The organism is Vibrio sp. SNU_ST1 (assembly GCF_030563405.1).
Taxonomy (GTDB): domain Bacteria; phylum Pseudomonadota; class Gammaproteobacteria; order Enterobacterales; family Vibrionaceae; genus Vibrio.
In genome coordinates this window covers 1173543-1192707 of the sequence record NZ_CP130749.1, presented here as the reverse complement: position 1 = coordinate 1192707, position 19165 = coordinate 1173543, and the positions used below count along the sequence as shown (strand labels likewise).

Below are 19165 nucleotides of genomic sequence, written 5' to 3'. Positions count from 1 at the left end.
CTTAAATAAGTTCTCTTCGAGTCACAAGTCATGAAATTGTTAAAGTGAAACGATGTATAAACACCAACTCACGCGAATACGACATTGAGTTCTAGATAAAGTTCACAACAACTGGAAGTTATCGCTAATTTATCCTGTATAGAGTGCTCTATTCATTATCAGGAGAGACAAAAAAGCCCAACAGATCGCAGATGGACGTATTGGGCTTTAACCATTGGTGCTATTGGAAAGGTTTAGTGAGAACGGCGAGGGCCGTTACGCACAAGGTCTTTACCATTTTCAAAGATTTCTTTAGTGATCCAGCGAGCGAGCAAAACCTTGTGACTGCTGTTGAATACTGCAACGAAATGACGACCATCAGAATTATTGGTGGCCATACCTACGCCTTCAACGTCTTCAAGACCTAAGCCCCCGGCTTCTACTGAAATTAGGAATTGCTCTAGCTCTTCTAGAGACTCAATAACATCAAGTTCGTTGTTCATTTTTATGCTCTTTTGCTGTGAGCCAACATAGGATTTAAGGTGATTTGGTACATGCACCTAAATGACGATATTGGCTGTTGTTCTTTGTTGGTTGCGTACTCTACAGGTCATAAGAGGGGATTGGAACTCTCAAATATTAGATACAGGCTGATAATTTGCAAAGTTTTAACACAACATACGTTTAAATGCTTGTTATCCATCTTCTTTTTACTACTATTTATAGGGTCAATTTAGACAATAATAGGAATTAGTATGATGAAGGTTTGGCGTTGTCTATTGTTAATGTTGGCGCTTGTCGCATTTGGAAGTTTTGCGCAAAGCGTCGATAAAATAGCAGAAGTACAAGACCAGCTAATGCTGGACCTAGCCACATTAGAAACAGCGCACGATGCTGAAAAGCCGTTTCTTGAAGACATATTGCGAAGAAAGAACCAAGAACTACGTAAAGAGATCTCCTCTCAGTTATCATCCGATAAGAAGCAAGGCTTAGACGCTGTTCTTGCCCAGCAGGTAGAGCTTTTACTGCATTTACTGTCATTGAACGAAGTTAAAATTGTCTCTATGAGCAAAGACAACCGTTCGGCTGAAGGGGATGCAAAAAAGCGTCTTGAATTGTTGATTCAAAAACGAATTGGAATGATGGATGACTACTATCAGCAACTTTCTAAGACCTTAAGTTGGTCAAAAGATCGAGGCATTGATGTATCGGCTGCGGAAAGTCAGTTAAAAGCCGCACTAGTTTCTCGTTCTCAATATCTGACAAATGCGATTCTCTATACAGACACGCAGCGTCAAGATTTAGAGCGTCGTTTGTCTTTTGTTAGTGAAGAAGAAAAGGCGACGATAAAAACTGAGTTAATACGTTTCAGCGAACGAACTAGCGTTATGGTTGCCAGCTTAGAAAACACGATCTCGTTGATGGAACCGTTTGGGGTAGATATAACGTCATATAAGCGTATTCTGTTAGCGACCACTGGTGATATAAATGCTGATGTATTGGATATTGATGTTGCGTTAGATCTATTGGATGGTTGGTTACGTTCGTTCAGCTCATGGGCTTTTGAAAACACCCCTTCTTTTATCGTTAAACTTGCTCTGTTTCTCGGGATTTTGTATGTAACTCGCCTGATTGCTAACGTGGCTCGCAAGACCGTTCGTAAGAGTGTCTCGCACTCGAAGATGGACTTCAGTGTATTGATGCAGGACTTCTTTGTTTCAATCGCATCGAAAGCGGTTGTTTTTATAGGTTTGCTGATCGCTCTGTCTCAAATCGGGATAGAACTAGCGCCACTATTAACAGGTTTTGGTGTAGCGGGTGTCATCATTGGTTTTGCATTACAAGATACGTTGTCTAATTTTGCTTCGGGCTTGATGATCTTGATCTACCGTCCATACGATGTTGGCGACATGGTCAAAGTCGCTGGTGTTCAAGGCACTGTAAAAGACATGAGCTTAGTATCGACAACCGTTCAAACTATCGATAATCAACGCTTGGTGATCCCAAACAATAAGATCTGGGGTGACGTGATAAACAACATCACAGCAGAGCGTGTGAGACGTGTTGATATGGTTTTTGGTATTGGTTACTCAGATGATATCGATAAAGCAAAATCGGTATTGAACGACATCATTCTTGCGCACCCTCTAGTGTTGAAAAAACCAGAGCATATGATCAAGCTTCACACCTTGAATACGTCTTCAGTTGATTTTGTTGTAAGGCCTTGGGTTAAGACAGATGACTACTGGGAGGTGTATTGGGATGTGACGGAAACCGTGAAGAAACGCTTCGATGAAGAAGGCATCACGATTCCATTCCCTCAACGAGACGTACATGTTTACAATCACGAAGAGAGCTAAACGAAAGAGTTAATACGAAAAGCAATTTCGAAAAGAGTTATTACGTAAAAAGCTAATACAAATGGCTAAGCGTAGCTTCAAGCTCGAGCAAGCATTCTTAATGTGATATCAAATGGACGCTGAATAAGCGTCCATTTTTATTGGCTGTCAGTTTATACCAATCACAGTAAGTAAGTGATCAGAAATAGCGCAGGAAAAAGGCTTGAGAACAAGGCAGAACTTTTTGATAAGTAGTTATTCTACAATCAAAAGTTCTAACGCAGTTATCGAGCGTTTTAACCAGCTAGGGTGAACAGTTATTTACTACGATTGGTATGATATTGAGCTTCACTCTTTTAGGTAACTCAACCACCTTAGAATTAAGTTATGATGGGGTAGGCTCAATCTGGACAGTTGAAAGCGAATGGATGATTCACAGCGAAAAACGAATGGTAGAAATACAACGGTAAGAAAAGCGACGCGAATTGAAAGTGTTATGAACTCTGCGATGTGGCATTTAACTCAGAGAGATATGACGGAAAGTGAGTTGGTAGCGAAGCTCAAAGTGAAAACCGACAATCAAGAATGGATCGATGAAACGTTGAATACTTTGAAGGGCTTTGGGTATCTCAAGTCTGACCAAGTGTTTGCTGAACAATTCGTAGAACAAGCGTTCTCAGGTGAATTTGGTTCTCGATATATTGTTGAAAAATTGAAAAAGAAGGGCCTGACGGATTCAGTGATTTCTGATGCAATCCATAAGGTGTCTTTCGAAAAGTCTATTGATGAACAGACCATCCTGACAGACAGGATCAACCATTATTATACAAGTTTTACCATGAGCCGTGAAAAACTGGTTGCGACACTGCAAAAGCGTGGCTTTAGCTATCAACAAGTTAAGGTTGCGATTGACCAGCACCCACAAGAGCATGAACTGAAGAGTAATATTCAAATTAAGGCCGAGAAAGCTGATTTGGAAAAAGAGGTGCTTAAGTATGCTCGTAAAGGCAAGGGCCTGACCGCCATTCAGCAAGAATTGAGACAGCGACAAATAGACACGAGCGAACTGTCATCGTTAGTCGATCGGTTAATTAACGAGGAGCAACTGGATTTCTATTCATCTTGTTTGGAACAGCTGCAGAAGAAACCATATGACCTCAACGATCACAAAGAACGTTCAAAGGCGTACGCTATGTTAAGTCGAAAAGGCTTTTCGTCGGATGAAATCAAATTTGCTCTGAGTGAAGGTAACGAATAACAACCAATATTATGCGTAAAGAAGTGTGCATAGCCTTGCTTTAACGTGTCGTGTGTAGGTTTTCTGTAAGACCTAACCCATTACGCAACGCGAACTGAAGAAGGTCATTGTGGTTGTTCAAATCGAGCAATCCAAGCATTCTGTACTTATGCGATTCTATAGTTCGAGAGCTTAGATGGAGCTGTTCCGCACACTCTTTTGCACTTAGGCCTTGAGCAATAAGTGCCAACACTTTAGTCTGCTTCTTGGTGAGTAAGAGTAATTTCTCACTGTCATCTTCTAACAGGTTCTCATTTTGCTTTAATGTTCTAGCTAGCGTTGAGTGCTGCCAGTAACAGAGCCAAAGCTCACAGACTAATTTTAAGCGCTGGATGTCTTCGAGATCGAAAGTGGTATCGTTGTCGTAAAAATTAGTAAAAGACAGTGCCCCCCAACGTTGGTTAAAGAGTTGCAAAGGAATGATGCAGTGCCATCGTCCCCCTTCTTTGTACAACTGTTTTAATACGTAATTCTGAGTGTTTTCGAGGTCGTCTTTCGAAAACGCGAGATAAGTCTTTTTGGTCTTTAGCAGCTTTAAATAATCAAGATAGTTGCCACCAATGAGACTCTGTTTATTAACCGGAGGTATGTTCGCTTTCGATACTGAACAAGTCTTTCCGTCTTCGAGTAAGACCATTGAGTTAGGGTAGAGTGTTAAACGATCCATCCCAAACCAATCGAGTACGTCAAAGCTCGCTTCTGACCAAGTAGCTTGAAAACACTTAGGATCGCTATTGATGAGAGTCGTTGATTGCTTCATCAACAGTTGTTCAAAACTTAGGTTAGTAGCCGACATACCTTTCCTCTATCAATATATTCATCAGGGTAATGACCAGAAGGTTATGTGTTCGCGAAGCACAGTGCAAGGTAAGATGTTTATATTGTCGAGAGGTTCTAATCTTCGCTTTTTAATAACTATTTAATCTAGATTCTAAGATGATAAGCCGTATATCTACTGCATTAATTGAACGGTGTTTTTAATAAGTTCGGGTATTTATATAACCGAGTAAACACAGTGATAAATTTAAGGACGTTATTGCCTATTTCAGTTTCGATATTGACCTTCTTTCATTTCACCACACATGCGCATTCTTCTCCAATGTTTGTGTATGCACAGTCGCCTATCCACTCAAACGTTCTCACTACGCAGCTTCGTAGTACTCAACCCGCAAAGGTAGGGGCGGTTGAATTCAAGTCTTCTTATACACAGGCCAGTATATGGGCACACACGGACGCTTACGCTCTCGACTATTATCAAAATCAATCGAATATTGCTGTTCAATGGCAGGCATCCTCTACATGGAAGGTGGAGTTGGATTATCGAGTGGTAATAGCCAAAGATAATGGACTTGATAGTTTTGTTATGGGCTTTCATGACCTATTTAATATCGGTCAAAATGGTCGGGATGAAGTTCCTCAAGACCAATTCACTATGGATTTTAATAACTCGGGTGTTCATATTTCTGATTTCGAAGGTGATCGACTGACCAATGCTGTCACGTTATACAATGAATTATTGTTGTATTCCGACGGCCCTTCTTCTATTTCTGCTAGTAGCTCTCTGTTTTTCAATAATGTTCGTGAAGGGCAGTTTGAGCGGAATAGTTTTGAGCAAGGTGTTCAGCTGAATTACAGCTATTTATCAGTGCGTCACAATATGTTTGTCACCCTTGGTTTAGTTCACCGCAATGGTGATGACTATTCTGCGCTCTTAGAAGACTACAGTTCGAGTTGGGCTGTAGGCTATGAATTACTATTCGATGCTCATCATAGCTTGGTCATTGAATCGTTGAATTATCAAGGTTGGGGGAAAGACGACCCTGATTTTTCAGAACCGTCTAATGAAGTGGTGCTCGGTTATCGGTACCGATTAAATAGGTTTAGTTTAGAAGCCTTGATGACAGAGAATATTCGCAATATGGATAACAGTACCGATATCGGTTTTACTCTGGGATTACGTTTTTCAATATAAACGACACATTAATATATTCTTATTTCATGAAATTCACCAAAGCTATAAAATTTCAGTAAATTTACGGTATATCAATAACCTGTTTTTTTGAACAATAGCGCTACTCCAAAAGGCCGGACTAATAAGGCCGAATCAATATATAGGTAGTGGTTATTATGAAAAAGACATTAGTAGCACTTGCGATTGCAAGCATTTCAAGTTCAGCTTTTGCTGTAAATACAAGCAGCCAAAACAGCCAAAATGAAGACATGTTCGCATTTGATTCAATGCATAAAGATCAATTTTCTGTCTCCGGTTCTTTCGGTGTTGGTGGTTACTACGATACTGGTTCTAAAGCGTTCTACGATGACTGGGCAACTGGTCTTACTCTTGCCGTAAACTACCGTAACAACCGTATTGTTGGTTACTTCGAAACTGACTTAATGGTGAACTACACAGCAGACAACAATGTTTTAGCTAATGACGCAGCAACCGCTGGTTGGACAAACGGTATCGATACTGGCCCTGCAACTAATGTAGATAAAGCATGGCTTGGCTTTGACACTGGTTTCGGTATTGCTTCATTCGGTTGGGAGAACGATACGGCGCTAGACAAAGTTGATGGTGCTGGTGACAACACTTACGAGTTTGGAGCTTCTGCTGGTGATGCCTCTGACGGCTTCAACGTTGTTAAATTCCAAGGCGCGACCAGCGGCATTGCTTACGGTATTTCTTACTTTGAAACCGACGATGATCATAACGATGCAGACAAAGGTATTAACGGTTACATCGGCCTAGAGCAAGAGGTGTTCAACCTATACGCTGGCTATGAATCTCGTGATAACGACTCTAATTACGAAGTATACACAGTGTCTGGTAACGTAAAAGTTGGTGATCTTACATTAGGTATGAACTCTTGGATTGATGAGAGTGATTCGAAAAAGGATACTGGTTACTACGTTTCAGGTGGTTACGCGGTTTCTGAAGACCTAACAATAGCAGCCGGTTACGCCTCTAACAGCAATGAACTTGATGGCCAAGCGGACGTAGATGCTTCTTACATCAACATCGCGGCAATGTACCGTATTGCAGACAACGCTGACATGGGTATTGAAATCAAGCAAGATATCGATGGCGCTCGTATTGGTTCAACTAGCGCACAGTACGATGAAGAAACACACGTATTCGCAGCTGCTTACTACTACTTCTAAGCTCTTAATAGCTTAATAGCTTAATAGCTTAATAGCTTTTAGAGCTTAAGAACTTTAAATCTGATTACTTTGGTGTATCGCATGCCCGGTCGTTACACCATGTTCTCTTCTTTTTGCCGTTTAAGGATCCAGCCGATATGTGGTTTGGCACTCAGTGTTATGAGTGGAATGATAATCTGGAGAATGTAATGGTTAAGAGCATTACTGCCAAGGGTGTTATTTACGGAAATGACACTCTGTTTACATGTAAACCGAATCGAAATGGGCTATTTGAATTGGCGCGTAAACATGGAAGAGTTGCAGGTACCCGTCCGCAAGATCTCAAGAATAAGGTTTATGCTAGATCTCTTGATGAAGCTTGGAATTTACTCAAAACAGGAAAGTTTTATATCGTGCTGACGGGGCAGGTATGTGGTATCCATCGGAAATCACTAAGAAGTGTTGATTCTGTCGATATTGTTCTTGATGCTAAAATTCGCTTGGCTGGTGTCATGAAGTAGATCCAAAGCTGTAAATAAAAAGGACGATAAACTATCGTCCTTTTTGAGTTTTAGGCTTGAGTCTTTGTCACTGAGACTCACATACAATCTACCGGCCGTATTGCTCTACGATAAAGTGCTCAAACTCATCACACATTTGAGAATTTGATTTGTCGTTATTCGCCAACTCTGTCGCTCCATCAACGATCGATATCTTCGCATTTAAATCAGTGACTGGCGCACGTTCTCTTGTCGACAGTTGTTTGATTTTTAGCTCTTCGATAGCCCAAGCTTCTTCTGGTGACAGATTACACTCGTCAGCGAGGTATTTGGCATTAAAACCTTCCCCAGTTAAGCTTTCGATTGTCCCGTTATGGTTCACGCTATTGCCTTGGTGCCAATAGTGCTTAGCTAACAAAGGGCCGATCTCTGGGTTATCCGTTAAGTAGCCAAACTTATCGGTGAAATATGCACGAGTTTGATACACGGCCATATGAGCTAATAAGTAACCCTGATATGCGCAAGAGGCTTCATCCGACAATAGGTGAGGGATCGCCATTAATGGGCGAGGGCTACAAGCCAAACCAAGAATCGTTTTCTCGCTGCTACGAGCAAGAGCAGTGATCTTTTCAGGCGTGAGGTCTTCATCTGCCAATTCGTAAAGTGCTCGTTCGAAGTATGGGACCACAAGAATGCTTCGCTCTTGATAGGCTCGGAAAGGTTGTTTGTTATCGATGATGGCTTTGATTAGCTCATCTGGTACTGCTTGGCCTTCCGCATTCAGGGCGTATTGTTTGAGCCAGTCAGCGTCATTCAACAAGCTGTCACAGAACATGGATTGAGTTTCGGCATATGCCATCGATGTTGGTGCAAACTCTTGAGAGAAACAAGGCGCGTTCATTTTAACATTAGCGAAATGCGCAGCGTGGCCGCCCTCGTGAAACAGCGTGTTTATACCATCGTATCCGCTGCCGATTTGGTCGGGCTTGGCATTGCTTGTGAAGTTAACCTGTGCAGCTACCCAAGCACCTTGATCGTAGAAAGAAGGGATAGGGCCATGACAGAAACCGTTTGGATACTTTCCTTTACGATCGAGTAGATCTAATTTAAGTGTTGCTTGTGAGTATTCAATATTAAGGCGACCAAAAGACTCAACCCAGCGTCTTAGTGACTTTGAAAAGGGAACATAAGGGTCGAGATCATTCATAACGTCACCTGCGAAAGAGTAGGTGAAATTATGAGCTTCTAGAGTACTCGGACCTTTTTTCTCAGTTAAGCTTTCTAGGCTTTTTTGATGGTTATCTCGCGTGCGAGCTTCAAAATCATCCAAGATTGTAAACAGTTGCTCAGTTGTCATCTGCTCGGTTTTAACGACGGAATAATCAAAAAAGGTTTTGAAGCCCAGTGACTGAGCAAACTGATTACGTTTTTTGATGAGCTCAATGAAGCCGTTAGCCAGCAGCCACTGCTCTAAACCTAGTAGTGTTTGGTGAGCTGAAAGCCTAACTTTTTCACTATTATTGGTTCTTACTGTTGAACCTAGAACCGGTAACGACCCTTCTGTGTCTTCGCCCGCTTCATTCACGTAAGTCATTACATGATTCTGTTTTTTCTCAAACAGATCGGCTTCAAACTTGATGAGATCAGCCTTAAGTTTTTGTGACTGCTCAGACTCAATAGCATGAGATTTAAAGGTCGCCAACCAACCATTTAGCCCAGTAAGTGTGCTCTCTTTTTCTTGAGGGTCTTGAATTTCTTCGATAGTAGCTAGTTGCGTTTCGATAGCAGCAATTTGCTTGGCAGAGCTAAGAAATTCAGTCCATTGGGTCTGCGCGAGCGTCGAGCCATCATGGTCGTCACTGATCCCCATATAAGTATCCCAAAAGAAGTCTTCTTTCGCTTTATGAGTCGCAAGATACTTTTGGTTCAATTGGTTGAGATAGTTCGTTGCAGTCATGGACGTTCCTTGTAAATTATTCATTAATTTCAACATTATGACACATTCGCGGGGTGTATTGTGTGACGACAGATATAACAGAGTGCAACTCTTCTTAGTATCAAGTTTGTTAATATTATCTTTGAGCAATATTTTTAGTTTTATAGATGTAAATCGAGCGGTTGTTTGTTGGTAACGTATAATGGGTGTTTCATGCCGCGCGAAATAAGCACAATTAATGAGAACTCTTCCTATCCTAATATTACCTTTGTTACTAGCTCTGAATACCCTTTCATTTTCTGTGCAAGCGAGTGAAAGCTGGTGGCTGAGAACGGTATTTAATAGCAGCCCAACTCAACCGAGTTCCCAAAACTATATCAACGATATCGATCTTATGGATTGTGGCGAAGTTGAAGGCACTCTGTTGTGCAGTGACCTAACCCAATATTATGATTTGGATATTTATGTTGAACTGGAGTTGGGTGACTCAAGCATTGAAGTGGTTCGCTTAAACCTGCCATATTCGAACCTTAGTTACACAAAGCTTCAGGCATATCTTCGCCAAGATGGCTTTGCTCTTAGTTCAATTCGCATTGGAGAGGATGAGTTCGATGTTGTCGCTCAACTTGAACAAGCGAAGCGTGAGGGCATTGGTTACGACAAGGTAGATAAACAACTCGTCGAATTCATCAACTCACCACATCGTTCCTCTGAGCAAATGAGTGTATGGAACGTGCCTAGTTCTTCCTTATCTTCTTCTAGTTCTTCAGCTCCTTGGATTCAGTTACATAGTGATGGTGATAACTTAACGGTTGAACTAAATCGTCTTTAATTGCTCAAATTTATAGATGGTTTCGTTATTTATTAGGCTAAACAGGCCTTTCAGAAGAACGGCTGAGGGACAGACAGCAAGTTATAATTCATTTAAGTGTTCGTTTTTCTGTGGCTCTCACATTTTTAGGAAGCGTTTAACTTTGCCATTTGTTATACGTTGAGCCTTCGGTAAAACGAGCTTAGGATACGTTCAGTATTGATAAAGGAGACAACCCATGGTTGCAAAAGTAACGGTAGCGCCACAAGGCCCAGAATTTTCTGAGCTGGTGCAAGGATACTGGCGTACAGCAGAGTGGGGTATGACCCCGCAACAGCGTCTGACTTTTCTGAAGCAGCACATTGATCTTGGCATCACAACGGTTGATCACGCAGATATTTATGGTGACTACCAATGTGAAAAGCTGTTTGGTGAAGCATTAGCGCTTGAGCCAAGTCTTCGTGATGATATCCAAATCGTCACCAAGTGCGATATCAACTTGTGTGGTGATCACACTCCAGACCGCAAGATCAACCACTATGACACCAGCGCGCATCATATTTACCAATCGGTAAATAACTCTCTAGAGCGTTTGGGTGTAACCGAACTTGATGTATTACTGATTCATCGCCCTGACGTATTGATGGACGCAGATGAAGTGGCAGAAGCGTTCGCAGAATTACACAAGGTCGGTAAAGTGAAGCACTTCGGTGTCTCTAATTTTTCACCGCGCCAGTTCGACTTACTGCAATCTCGACTAGGCAAGCCATTGGTGACTAACCAAGTTGAAATCAACCCATTGAACTTCGAAGTGGCTCATGATGGCACGCTAGATCAATTGCAGATGAACCGTACTCGCCCGATGGCGTGGTCTTGTCTCGGTGGCGGTAGCATCTTCAGTGGCGATTCAGCGCAAGCAATTCGTGTTCGTGATGAGCTAGAAGCCATTCGCCAAGAAGTGGGTGCAGATAGCATTGACCAAGTAATTTACGCTTGGGTTCGTCGATTACCGTCTCACCCGATTACTATTATTGGTTCAGGTAAGATTGAACGTGTGAAAACGGCTGTTGATTCACTGAAAATCGAACTGACTCGTGAGCAGTGGTATCGCGTATGGGTCGCATCTAAAGGCCACGGTGTGCCATAGAAAGCGACTCAAAATAGAAGTAAAAGCCAGCTAACAAAGCTGGCTTTTTTGTGTGCCCCTAACATGTTTCCTCAAAACTGTGATTAAGGTGGAATAATTTTCAAAAACACTCATAATGCACTCTGTTTTTCACCAGTTGGATATTTCCATTGAGCACTTCAAAATTCTCTTCAATCGCCCTTAAACCAGAGCTTCTAAATACGTTAGATTCTCTTGGTTATACTGAAATGACGCCTATTCAAGCGTTAAGTCTTCCTACTATTCTGGATGGCAAGGATGTTATCGGTCAGGGTAAAACGGGTTCAGGTAAAACAGCTGCTTTTGGTTTAGGCGTGCTGCAAAACCTACGCGTTAAGCGTTTCCGTGTTCAGTCTTTAGTGTTATGTCCGACTCGTGAACTTGCAGACCAAGTAGCAAAAGAGATTCGTACTCTTGCTCGTGGTATTCACAACATTAAAGTGCTGACACTTTGTGGCGGTATGCCAATGGGCCCACAAATTGGTTCATTAGAGCATGGCGCGCACATTCTTGTGGGCACTCCTGGTCGTATTCTGGACCACCTAGAGAGAGAGCGTATTGACCTGTCTGAGTTGAACACACTTGTGTTAGATGAAGCCGATCGCATGCTGGAAATGGGCTTCCAAGATGCACTTGATGCTGTTATTGAAGCAGCACCAAAAGATCGTCAAACGTTATTGTTCAGTGCAACTTTCCCTAAACAGATTAAATCTGTTGCAGACCGCATCATGAATAACCCTGAAATGGTGAAGGTTGAATCAACGCATGATCACTCAAGCATCCAGCAACACTTTTATAAGGTTGAAGGTACTGAAGCTCGTGATGACGCACTAGAGCTAATGCTTCTTTATCATCAACCGGAGTCAGCAGTTGTGTTCTGTAACACTAAGAAAGAAGTTCAGAACGTAAACGACGAGCTAAGCCACCGTGGCTTCAGTGTTATCGAGCTTCATGGCGACATGGAACAGCGTGAACGTGACCAAGCTTTGGTTCAGTTCTCGAATAAAACCATCTCTATCTTGGTTGCAACAGATGTTGCCGCTCGTGGTCTTGATGTTGATAACCTAGATGCTGTGTTCAACTTTGAGTTGTCTCGTGATCCTGAAGTACACGTGCACCGCATCGGTCGTACAGGTCGTGCAGGAAGTAAAGGTGTCGCAATTAGCTTCTTTAGCGAAAAAGAGATGCACCGTGTTGCTCAAATTGATGAGTACATGGATATGCCAATCGAACCGTCTCAGTTGCCAGCTAAACCAATTGCTAAGCCGTACTACTCAAACATGGTAACTATCCAGATTGATGGTGGTAAGAAAGCGAAACTTCGCGCAGGTGATATTCTTGGTGCGTTGACAGGCCAAGGCGGTATTGATGGTAAATCAGTAGGTAAGATCAACTTGTTCGCGATGCGCGCTTACGTTGCTGTAGAAAGATCAATGGCTAAGAAAGCATTAGGTAAAATCGAATCAGGTAAAATGAAGGGTCGTCAATTCCGCGCCCGAATTCTGAAATAATTCGAGAATGTAGCCCTTTACTGCAAGTGTCACTCTAATAAAAATGCAGTAAAGGGTGTTCCACAATTGGTTATCACCTTAGCTTAATTGGTTATTACCTGAGCTAATTCACCCAAGCTGCTAACCATAGATCTATTCATCCGGTCTGATCGAATAAAGATCATTGATATGTTTTCCTTCGCTAAGATACCAAGCCATCGCTTCCTGTCGATTATTAGCAAATATCGCAATTGTGATTATTTTCCCATCGTCAAAATAGCAAAGCTCATATTCTAATTCACTTGTATGATGAGGAATTGCGGACATAGCTTGCCTCCCAAATACTAATCATTTGAAGTTATGCAAAACATATACCGTTTAATATGTATTGTGTTGCTTTTTAATGAGTAATTAAAAATGAATAACATCACCACTGTGAATGGGTTTATTTTAAGCATTTGCCGAAACTGCCTATTTAGCAAGACAAAGCCTCAATTTATCCGAAAGTTTTACGAGAACCCGATTTTGTAGCTAATGTTATAAGATCGTATTGAGGTTCGTCGTTGAGTAAAATGTTGTGAGAGGGTGTAATGAGAAAGTGTCGTTGGTTAGTCTTATTAAGCTGTTTTCTATTCACTGGCTGTGGGACCAAATTCGCTTATAACAATATCAGTTGGTTTGCCGTTAGCTATATTGAAGACTTTGTAACTCTCTCCAATAGTCAGGAATCAGAGCTCGAAGAGCGCCTCGACTTATTGCAGCTATGGCACAAAGAAACTCAACTGCCGTTGTATATTTCGCAATTAGAAGTGATCCAAAATACAGATCGTTCTAATATGAATTCTGCTTTTGTCACTGAACAAAGTGACCAAATTAAAGACCATATTCGCTCAATTGTTAGTAAGTTCTCTCCCGATATTTACGCTTTAAGCATGCAGTTTAACCCTAAACAAGATAACGAATTCTTAAAGAACTTGAGAGAAAAGCAGCAAGAGTATTACGAAGAAAGATTGTCATTGAATGATATAGATTCCAGAGAACGATACCGAAATCGAATAGGAGATAGGCTAGAGCGGTGGTTAGGATCGGTATCCGAAGAGCAAAAAAAGATTATTCTTGCTTGGTCCCAAGAGTGGGTAAATACCAACGATAGCTGGCGCCAATATCAAAATAATACCTATCAAGATTTATCGACATTGATGGAAAAGAAAAGTGATTTACGTATCGCTCAGTCGATTATTATGAACCTGCTTCTGAACAATGAAGCTTATTACCCTGAAGGACTTGAGCCTGAGCTTAACAAGAACATGGAAACGTCAGCCATTTTTTTAGTCGATATCGTAGAAAGCAGCAATAATAAGCAGTGGGCTTATTTCATGAGTGAATTAGCAAGCCTTAAAGGAACATTTGAATCACTGCAGGAGTAAAGTTCTCTTTCGTTCTAAAGGCTAGCTGTTATCAATGCGACTCGCCTGTCAATCAAACTTGAAGGGGAGAGAGTTTAGATATTTAATTTCTGTTGCTCATCAGAAGTTTTGGAATTGAACCTTTGGCCGTCTTAGATATTTTCTGCATCAATTGAAAGCTCGGCTGTTGAATACCGTGATTACTTTGCAGTTCATCAATCATTAATAACCATAACCGTGCTGTCATTTCTGAATCGGCTAACGCTCTGTGGAAAGTACCGTCGTTGTCGATATTCTTAAAACGCACAAGATCGCCTAGCTTATGAGTCGGTGCATCTTGGATTAGACGGCGAGCAATCAACATTGAGCAAGCAAACTGTCCGTTGTAATCACGTCCAATAAAGTCTAATTCCGCATCGAGAAAGCGCTTATCAAACGACGCATTGTGAGCAACAAGTTGGCTGCCTTGGATAAAGTCTGCAAACTCATCCATCACCTCGCTGCAACTGGCCGCTGTGCTTAACATACGGTTACTGATTCCAGTATAGCTTTCAATGAACCCGCTAACACGAAACCCTGGGTTCATGAGTTGTTGGAAGGTGTCGACGACTTCGCCGTTAACTAATTTAACCGCACCGATTTCAATCGCTCGGTCACCCATGTTTGGTGATAAGCCTGTGGTTTCGAAATCGAGAACGATAACGGAGTCTGCGGAGTTTGGAGCCATCGTGTTTCCTATTACTATTGGGTTGTACCGTTTTATATGGAGCGCTTAGTCTTGCTACAGGGCGATCTATTGCGCGTTGTTGCTGATAGTGAGCTCAGTGTAACCCGTCGAAACGTCATGCTCTCTGTTGAAGGTCAAGGTATCGTAGCGGTGAACAATCAATTCAGCGGTGGTTGCGATAATCGTCCCTTCAAGCAAATGCCCGCCAATCACATTGCCATTTTCATCAGCAGCGGATATATGAACGTGCTGGTGGTTAGGCGTTAGCGTTGCCATTAGCGAGACTATTTCGAATGGAGCTTGAACTAGCTTGGTGTTGTTCGCATTGGCCAAACGAATATTGAGTTGAGAAACACACCCGACACAAGACGCGACAGAGCCAGCCGCGATATTGTTCGCTGTCACAAGCTTCTGGAGCTCAAGCTTTAGATCTTGGCCTCTAGTTAATCTCGTTACGATAGGGGTTATCATCTTATTGCCTCAACTTTATTTGTATTTCAAAGAACAAAACGAAGCCACATTGGGCTTCGTCTTATTTTTGTTTTGGCTAACGCGACTTTCGCATTTTCTAAACCTGAAATTACTCAGGTTGCTGTAGGTCTCTTTTCTTCTTAGGAACGAAGTTCAGCACTGAAATCGGTACTTCTTTGCGTGGTTCGAAACCTTCAACAACGCGACGCTCAATTAAGTGACCAAGACGTTTTTCGATAATGCACAGGTTCTTGAAGTTGTCTTTCGATAGGAAAGAGATCGCTTCACCAGACGCATCAGCACGGCCTGTACGACCAATACGGTGAACATAGTCATCCGCTGGGAATGGGATGTCGTAGTTGACTACGCGGCTTAGGTTATCGATATCGATACCACGAGCAGCAACCCCTGTTGCAACTAGATATTTTAGACGACCTTTCTTAAAGTCAGCCAGAATCTTTTCACGAATCGCTTGGCTACGTCCACTGTGGAAAGCTTCAGCTTGGATGCCACGCTTTTCAAGTTGAGCAACCAACTTAGCCGCGCCGTGCTTAGTCTCGATAAAGATAAGCGCTTGATCCCACTCACCGTCAGTGATCATATGGCTTAATAGCGCCGACTTACGGTCTTTATCTACAGTAACTAGCCATTGTTCGATGTTCGCTTTAGAAGCGTCAGTTTTGGCGATAGAAATTTCTTCCGCTTCACTGATTGCGCTTTTCGCTAGCGCACGAACTGGCGTTGATAGCGTTGCTGAAAACAACAGGTTTTGAATGTTTTGTGGCAAACGAGCGATGATTTTGTTGATGTCTTCAATGAAACCCATGTCTAGCATACGGTCAGCTTCATCAAGAACCATAACTTCAACTTCATCAAAGTGAACGGCACGTTGTCCGTACATGTCGATCAAACGGCCAGGCGTTGCAACCAAAATATCAACACCTTCAATCAGACGATCTTTTTGATGTTGGTAAGACACACCACCGTACATCGCTAATGAAGTTAGGTTTAGGAATTTCGCGTACTTAGTGATGTTCTGTTCAACCTGAATCGCAAGCTCACGAGTAGGTGTAAGAATCACGGCACGAATACGTTTTTTACGTTGTGTTTCACCTTTACTTAGCATTTCTAAGATAGGGAGAACAAAGCTCGCAGTTTTACCTGTACCTGTTTGTGCAGCAGCAATAAGGTTCTTACCAGAAAGCACAATCGGAATTGCTTTTTCTTGAATAGAGGTTGGCTTTTCATAGCCTTGTTTTGCAACGGCTTTAACAATAGGTGAGCTTAATCCAAGCTTGGAAAATGGCATAAGTTTCTCGGTATGATTTGGCTAAATAGCGATGGAAAGGTTCAACAATCTTATACAAGGATAAGATTAATGGCGGCATTCTACCATGTTGCTTGTGTACCGCTAGTAACATAGACACTTTAGTTGGATAATACTGGCTCAATAAGACGACGATAAGACAGAGATGTATGGAAATTACGCCGAATGAACGCGATGCAGTATATAAAACGATTTTTTCTCGCCGAGATGTTCGTGGTCAGTTTCTTCCTGATGAGATCCCAGAAGACGTTTTGATGCGAGTGTTAACCGCCGCGCACCATGCGCCTAGTGTCGGTTTTATGCAACCTTGGGATTTTGTCGTTGTCCGTGATATCGAAACCAAGCAACAAATCAAAGCCGGTTTTAATCAGGCTCATGCCGAATCAGCGGAAATGTTCACCGATGAAAAGCAGGCAATGTATAAGCGTCTAAAGCTTGAAGGCATCGTCGAATCCCCTATCGGTATCTGCGTGACTTGCGACCGTAATCGAACCGGAAAGGTCGTGCTAGGTCGAACCATCAAACAAGAGATGGATCTGTACAGCACCGTGTGTGCGGTTCAAAACTTGTGGCTAGCAGCTAGAGCCGAAAACCTAGGATTAGGTTGGGTGAGCATTCTCCACGACTCAACACTGCGAGAAGCGTTAGATATACCAGAAAACATCGATATTGTGGCGTACCTGTGTATTGGTTACGTTGACCACTTCAAAGATAAACCCGAACTAGAAACTATGGGTTGGTTGCCAAGAAGAGATGTCAATTCTGCGATTCATGAAGGGAAGTGGGATCCGATTAAAGCTCAGTGAGCGAAGAGGTGTTTGCAAATACGAATTATTGTTATCAAGATCTTACATTGATTAACTTATTTTGATATTTGTTTGATCTTAATTATTTACATTGATATTAATAATAATTATCTAACAAGCTTGATGTGATGTTGACTCCCGAAGAGCCTTTTATTCAATTGACCTTATTTAGGTACCTATAATACCTTTTTTATTTCATAGGAGTTCATGGAATGAAACTAAAGCTTATTTCTATCGGATTTATCGCTGCTGGCCTTGTCGGTTGTGGCGGAGGAGGCGGTAACAGCGCTCCTGCCAAAGCTACTCCATCGAAAACCTTAAAAGGTGTAGCCATTGACGGTTATATTTCAGGGGCGACCGCGTTTTTGGACATCAATTACAATGGTGTGTGGGATTCAGGGGAACCAAAAAGCATCACGGATGATGAAGGTCGTTATGAACTACCTTTCATTGATTCGAAGACCGATGAGTGTTTGGATTATGCACCAATCGTGGTAAATGTGCCGGTAGGCGCAATTGATGCTGATAGTCCAAACTCGCCGATTACTGAACCGTACAAACTAGTATTCCCTCCTGTCATGGCGTTGAAATCTAATCCAGATATTAAATCGACGACGCCCCTGACTACTATGCTATGGGGTATGATTCAAGCGGATTTATATAAAGGTGGTTTAAATAGCTGCTCAGACTTGAAGACAGCGGTGACAACACAAAATAAGATCATTGATAATGTCCGAGAGCATGACCACCGGATTGCAAGGCGTTACAACATTTCGGTTGAAGAGCTTTATGGCGATTTTGTTAAAGATCAAAATACAGAGGTTTATAATCTTGCACAAAAAATGATGCCAGCGATAAAAAAATCGTATCAAGAGACTAAAGTCATCCAGAAAGCAAACCCGAATGCATACTATGCGTACGTCGATTATTTTTGGAAATATTGGGATGAATCAACTAAAACAGCAATCGATAAATGGTATAAAGTCGAGTCAGTGTCGACTGATAGTAAACTGGTGGAAACTGAACACGAAGTGTCTTCTGATTTAAATACAGAGCTTGCTTTGAGCAAGCGTATTGAGAGAAATAGTCAGACTAAGAGTGGTGTGGTGTATGACAAGGAAGCTTGGTTCTTATTGAACGATAATGGTGTGGATTATAAGTGCTTGTCTACCGAGACATTGACACAGCAGGCACAACGCAATTCCCTTACTGTTTATACCGTAGCGAACCGTGGGGAGTCTAAAGAGCCTGATTGGCCAAGTTGCTTAGCCAAAAACGTGGTTAATGGGTACAATCAAAGCTTGAAGGTAACTGTTTATGGTGATTACGAAAATCAAATGACTAAAACGCAGGCTGCTTATCACTTTTTCTCAGGAAATATTCCTCATCCTGAGTTGATTAATTTAAGCGCAAAGCTATCCAGTTTATCCCGCGACGATCTTGATGCATTGAACTACCTTTCAAGTAACTTTGATGAAAACACAGGCCATGGTTCGCACAGTTGGAATCGTTTTAAATATGAGTATATTTTAGATAAATCATCAGATGTTGCACAAACGATAACATCTAAAGATTCAAACGGTAAATGGGGAAAAGAATATTTTTACCGAAACGGAACAAGTTCGCGTCAATGTTCTAGCGATGGAGTTAATTGGTCAAAAAAAGGCTGTAAGTAAAATTATATCAAGTATTGATTAACTCTAGATGACCACAATGTAATAAAAAGCCCAGTGTCTATAAGATACTGGGCTTTTAGGTTTCGCTTGCTGC

General features: G+C 41.9%; 18 protein-coding genes. 11 read left to right on the top strand and 7 right to left on the bottom strand.

Annotated elements, in window-relative coordinates:
• Nucleotides 1-233: 233 nt before the first annotated feature.
• A complete protein-coding gene (locus Q5H80_RS19530; RefSeq protein WP_009844760.1) occupies nucleotides 234-482 on the bottom strand; it encodes a hypothetical protein in 249 nt (82 codons plus the stop codon).
• A gap of 252 nt (nucleotides 483-734) precedes the next feature.
• On the opposite strand from Q5H80_RS19530, the gene Q5H80_RS19525 reads away from it, so the two are divergent.
• Nucleotides 735-2339, top strand: a complete 1605-nt coding sequence (locus Q5H80_RS19525; RefSeq protein ID WP_304569774.1) for a mechanosensitive ion channel family protein — start codon at nucleotides 735-737, stop codon at nucleotides 2337-2339.
• Nucleotides 2340-2742: 403 nt separating this feature from the next.
• The gene (locus Q5H80_RS19520; RefSeq protein ID WP_304569773.1) at nucleotides 2743-3576 is read left to right on the top strand and encodes a RecX family transcriptional regulator; all 834 of its coding nucleotides are present in this window, start codon (nucleotides 2743-2745) and stop codon (nucleotides 3574-3576) included.
• A 40-nt stretch (nucleotides 3577-3616) separates the two neighbouring features.
• On the opposite strand, the gene Q5H80_RS19515 is transcribed toward Q5H80_RS19520, so the two are convergent.
• Nucleotides 3617-4411, bottom strand: a complete 795-nt coding sequence (locus Q5H80_RS19515) for a response regulator transcription factor (protein WP_304569772.1) — start codon at nucleotides 4409-4411, stop codon at nucleotides 3617-3619.
• Between the two features lie 258 nt (nucleotides 4412-4669).
• Between Q5H80_RS19515 and Q5H80_RS19510 the strand changes: the two genes are divergently transcribed.
• The 3 genes from Q5H80_RS19510 to Q5H80_RS19500 all read left to right on the top strand — a co-directional run bounded on the left by Q5H80_RS19510 (nucleotide 4670) and on the right by Q5H80_RS19500 (nucleotide 7277).
• On the top strand, nucleotides 4670-5587 hold the full coding sequence (locus tag Q5H80_RS19510) for a DUF3187 family protein (RefSeq protein WP_304570734.1): 918 nt from the start codon (nucleotides 4670-4672) through the stop codon (nucleotides 5585-5587).
• A 155-nt stretch (nucleotides 5588-5742) separates the two neighbouring features.
• On the top strand, nucleotides 5743-6777 hold the full coding sequence (locus tag Q5H80_RS19505; protein WP_304569771.1) for a porin: 1035 nt from the start codon (nucleotides 5743-5745) through the stop codon (nucleotides 6775-6777).
• A 188-nt stretch (nucleotides 6778-6965) separates the two neighbouring features.
• The gene (locus Q5H80_RS19500; protein WP_304570733.1) at nucleotides 6966-7277 is read left to right on the top strand and encodes a hypothetical protein; all 312 of its coding nucleotides are present in this window, start codon (nucleotides 6966-6968) and stop codon (nucleotides 7275-7277) included.
• An 88-nt stretch (nucleotides 7278-7365) separates the two neighbouring features.
• Here Q5H80_RS19500 and Q5H80_RS19495 read toward each other — a convergent pair whose 3' ends face one another.
• Complete coding sequence (locus Q5H80_RS19495) at nucleotides 7366-9213, bottom strand: M3 family metallopeptidase (protein WP_304569770.1); 1848 nt, start codon at nucleotides 9211-9213, stop codon at nucleotides 7366-7368.
• A gap of 217 nt (nucleotides 9214-9430) precedes the next feature.
• Between Q5H80_RS19495 and Q5H80_RS19490 the strand changes: the two genes are divergently transcribed.
• From Q5H80_RS19490 to dbpA, 3 genes are all read left to right on the top strand, one after another.
• The gene (locus Q5H80_RS19490) at nucleotides 9431-10024 is read left to right on the top strand and encodes a hypothetical protein (RefSeq protein WP_304569769.1); all 594 of its coding nucleotides are present in this window, start codon (nucleotides 9431-9433) and stop codon (nucleotides 10022-10024) included.
• Between the two features lie 217 nt (nucleotides 10025-10241).
• Nucleotides 10242-11150: an aldo/keto reductase family oxidoreductase gene (locus tag Q5H80_RS19485; RefSeq protein WP_304569768.1), complete on the top strand. Its 909-nt coding sequence runs from the start codon at nucleotides 10242-10244 to the stop codon at nucleotides 11148-11150.
• Between the two features lie 149 nt (nucleotides 11151-11299).
• The gene (gene dbpA / locus Q5H80_RS19480) at nucleotides 11300-12679 is read left to right on the top strand and encodes an ATP-dependent RNA helicase DbpA (RefSeq protein WP_304569766.1); all 1380 of its coding nucleotides are present in this window, start codon (nucleotides 11300-11302) and stop codon (nucleotides 12677-12679) included.
• A 132-nt stretch (nucleotides 12680-12811) separates the two neighbouring features.
• Here the strand turns inward: dbpA and Q5H80_RS19475 are convergent, their stop codons facing one another.
• Nucleotides 12812-12985, bottom strand: coding sequence for an RNA helicase (locus Q5H80_RS19475; protein WP_304569763.1), 174 nt, complete (start codon nucleotides 12983-12985; stop codon nucleotides 12812-12814).
• A gap of 263 nt (nucleotides 12986-13248) precedes the next feature.
• Here Q5H80_RS19475 and Q5H80_RS19470 point away from each other — a divergent pair, with 263 nt between their 5' ends.
• Entirely contained in the window at nucleotides 13249-14085 is an 837-nt protein-coding gene (locus Q5H80_RS19470) for a DUF6279 family lipoprotein (RefSeq protein WP_304569762.1), read from the top strand.
• An 82-nt stretch (nucleotides 14086-14167) separates the two neighbouring features.
• Here Q5H80_RS19470 and Q5H80_RS19465 read toward each other — a convergent pair whose 3' ends face one another.
• The 3 genes from Q5H80_RS19465 to Q5H80_RS19455 all read right to left on the bottom strand — a co-directional run bounded on the left by Q5H80_RS19465 (nucleotide 14168) and on the right by Q5H80_RS19455 (nucleotide 16571).
• Nucleotides 14168-14791, bottom strand: a complete 624-nt coding sequence (locus Q5H80_RS19465) for a PolC-type DNA polymerase III (RefSeq protein WP_304569761.1) — start codon at nucleotides 14789-14791, stop codon at nucleotides 14168-14170.
• A 66-nt stretch (nucleotides 14792-14857) separates the two neighbouring features.
• On the bottom strand, nucleotides 14858-15262 hold the full coding sequence (locus Q5H80_RS19460; RefSeq protein ID WP_304569759.1) for a PPC domain-containing DNA-binding protein: 405 nt from the start codon (nucleotides 15260-15262) through the stop codon (nucleotides 14858-14860).
• 109 nt (nucleotides 15263-15371) lie between these two features.
• The gene (locus tag Q5H80_RS19455; protein ID WP_304569758.1) at nucleotides 15372-16571 is read right to left on the bottom strand and encodes a DEAD/DEAH box helicase; all 1200 of its coding nucleotides are present in this window, start codon (nucleotides 16569-16571) and stop codon (nucleotides 15372-15374) included.
• 167 nt (nucleotides 16572-16738) lie between these two features.
• Between Q5H80_RS19455 and bluB the strand changes: the two genes are divergently transcribed.
• Nucleotides 16739-17395, top strand: coding sequence for a 5,6-dimethylbenzimidazole synthase (bluB, locus tag Q5H80_RS19450; RefSeq protein ID WP_304569757.1), 657 nt, complete (start codon nucleotides 16739-16741; stop codon nucleotides 17393-17395).
• Nucleotides 17396-17607: 212 nt separating this feature from the next.
• Complete coding sequence (locus Q5H80_RS19445; RefSeq protein WP_304569755.1) at nucleotides 17608-19071, top strand: hypothetical protein; 1464 nt, start codon at nucleotides 17608-17610, stop codon at nucleotides 19069-19071.
• The last annotated feature ends 94 nt before the right edge of the window (nucleotides 19072-19165 follow it).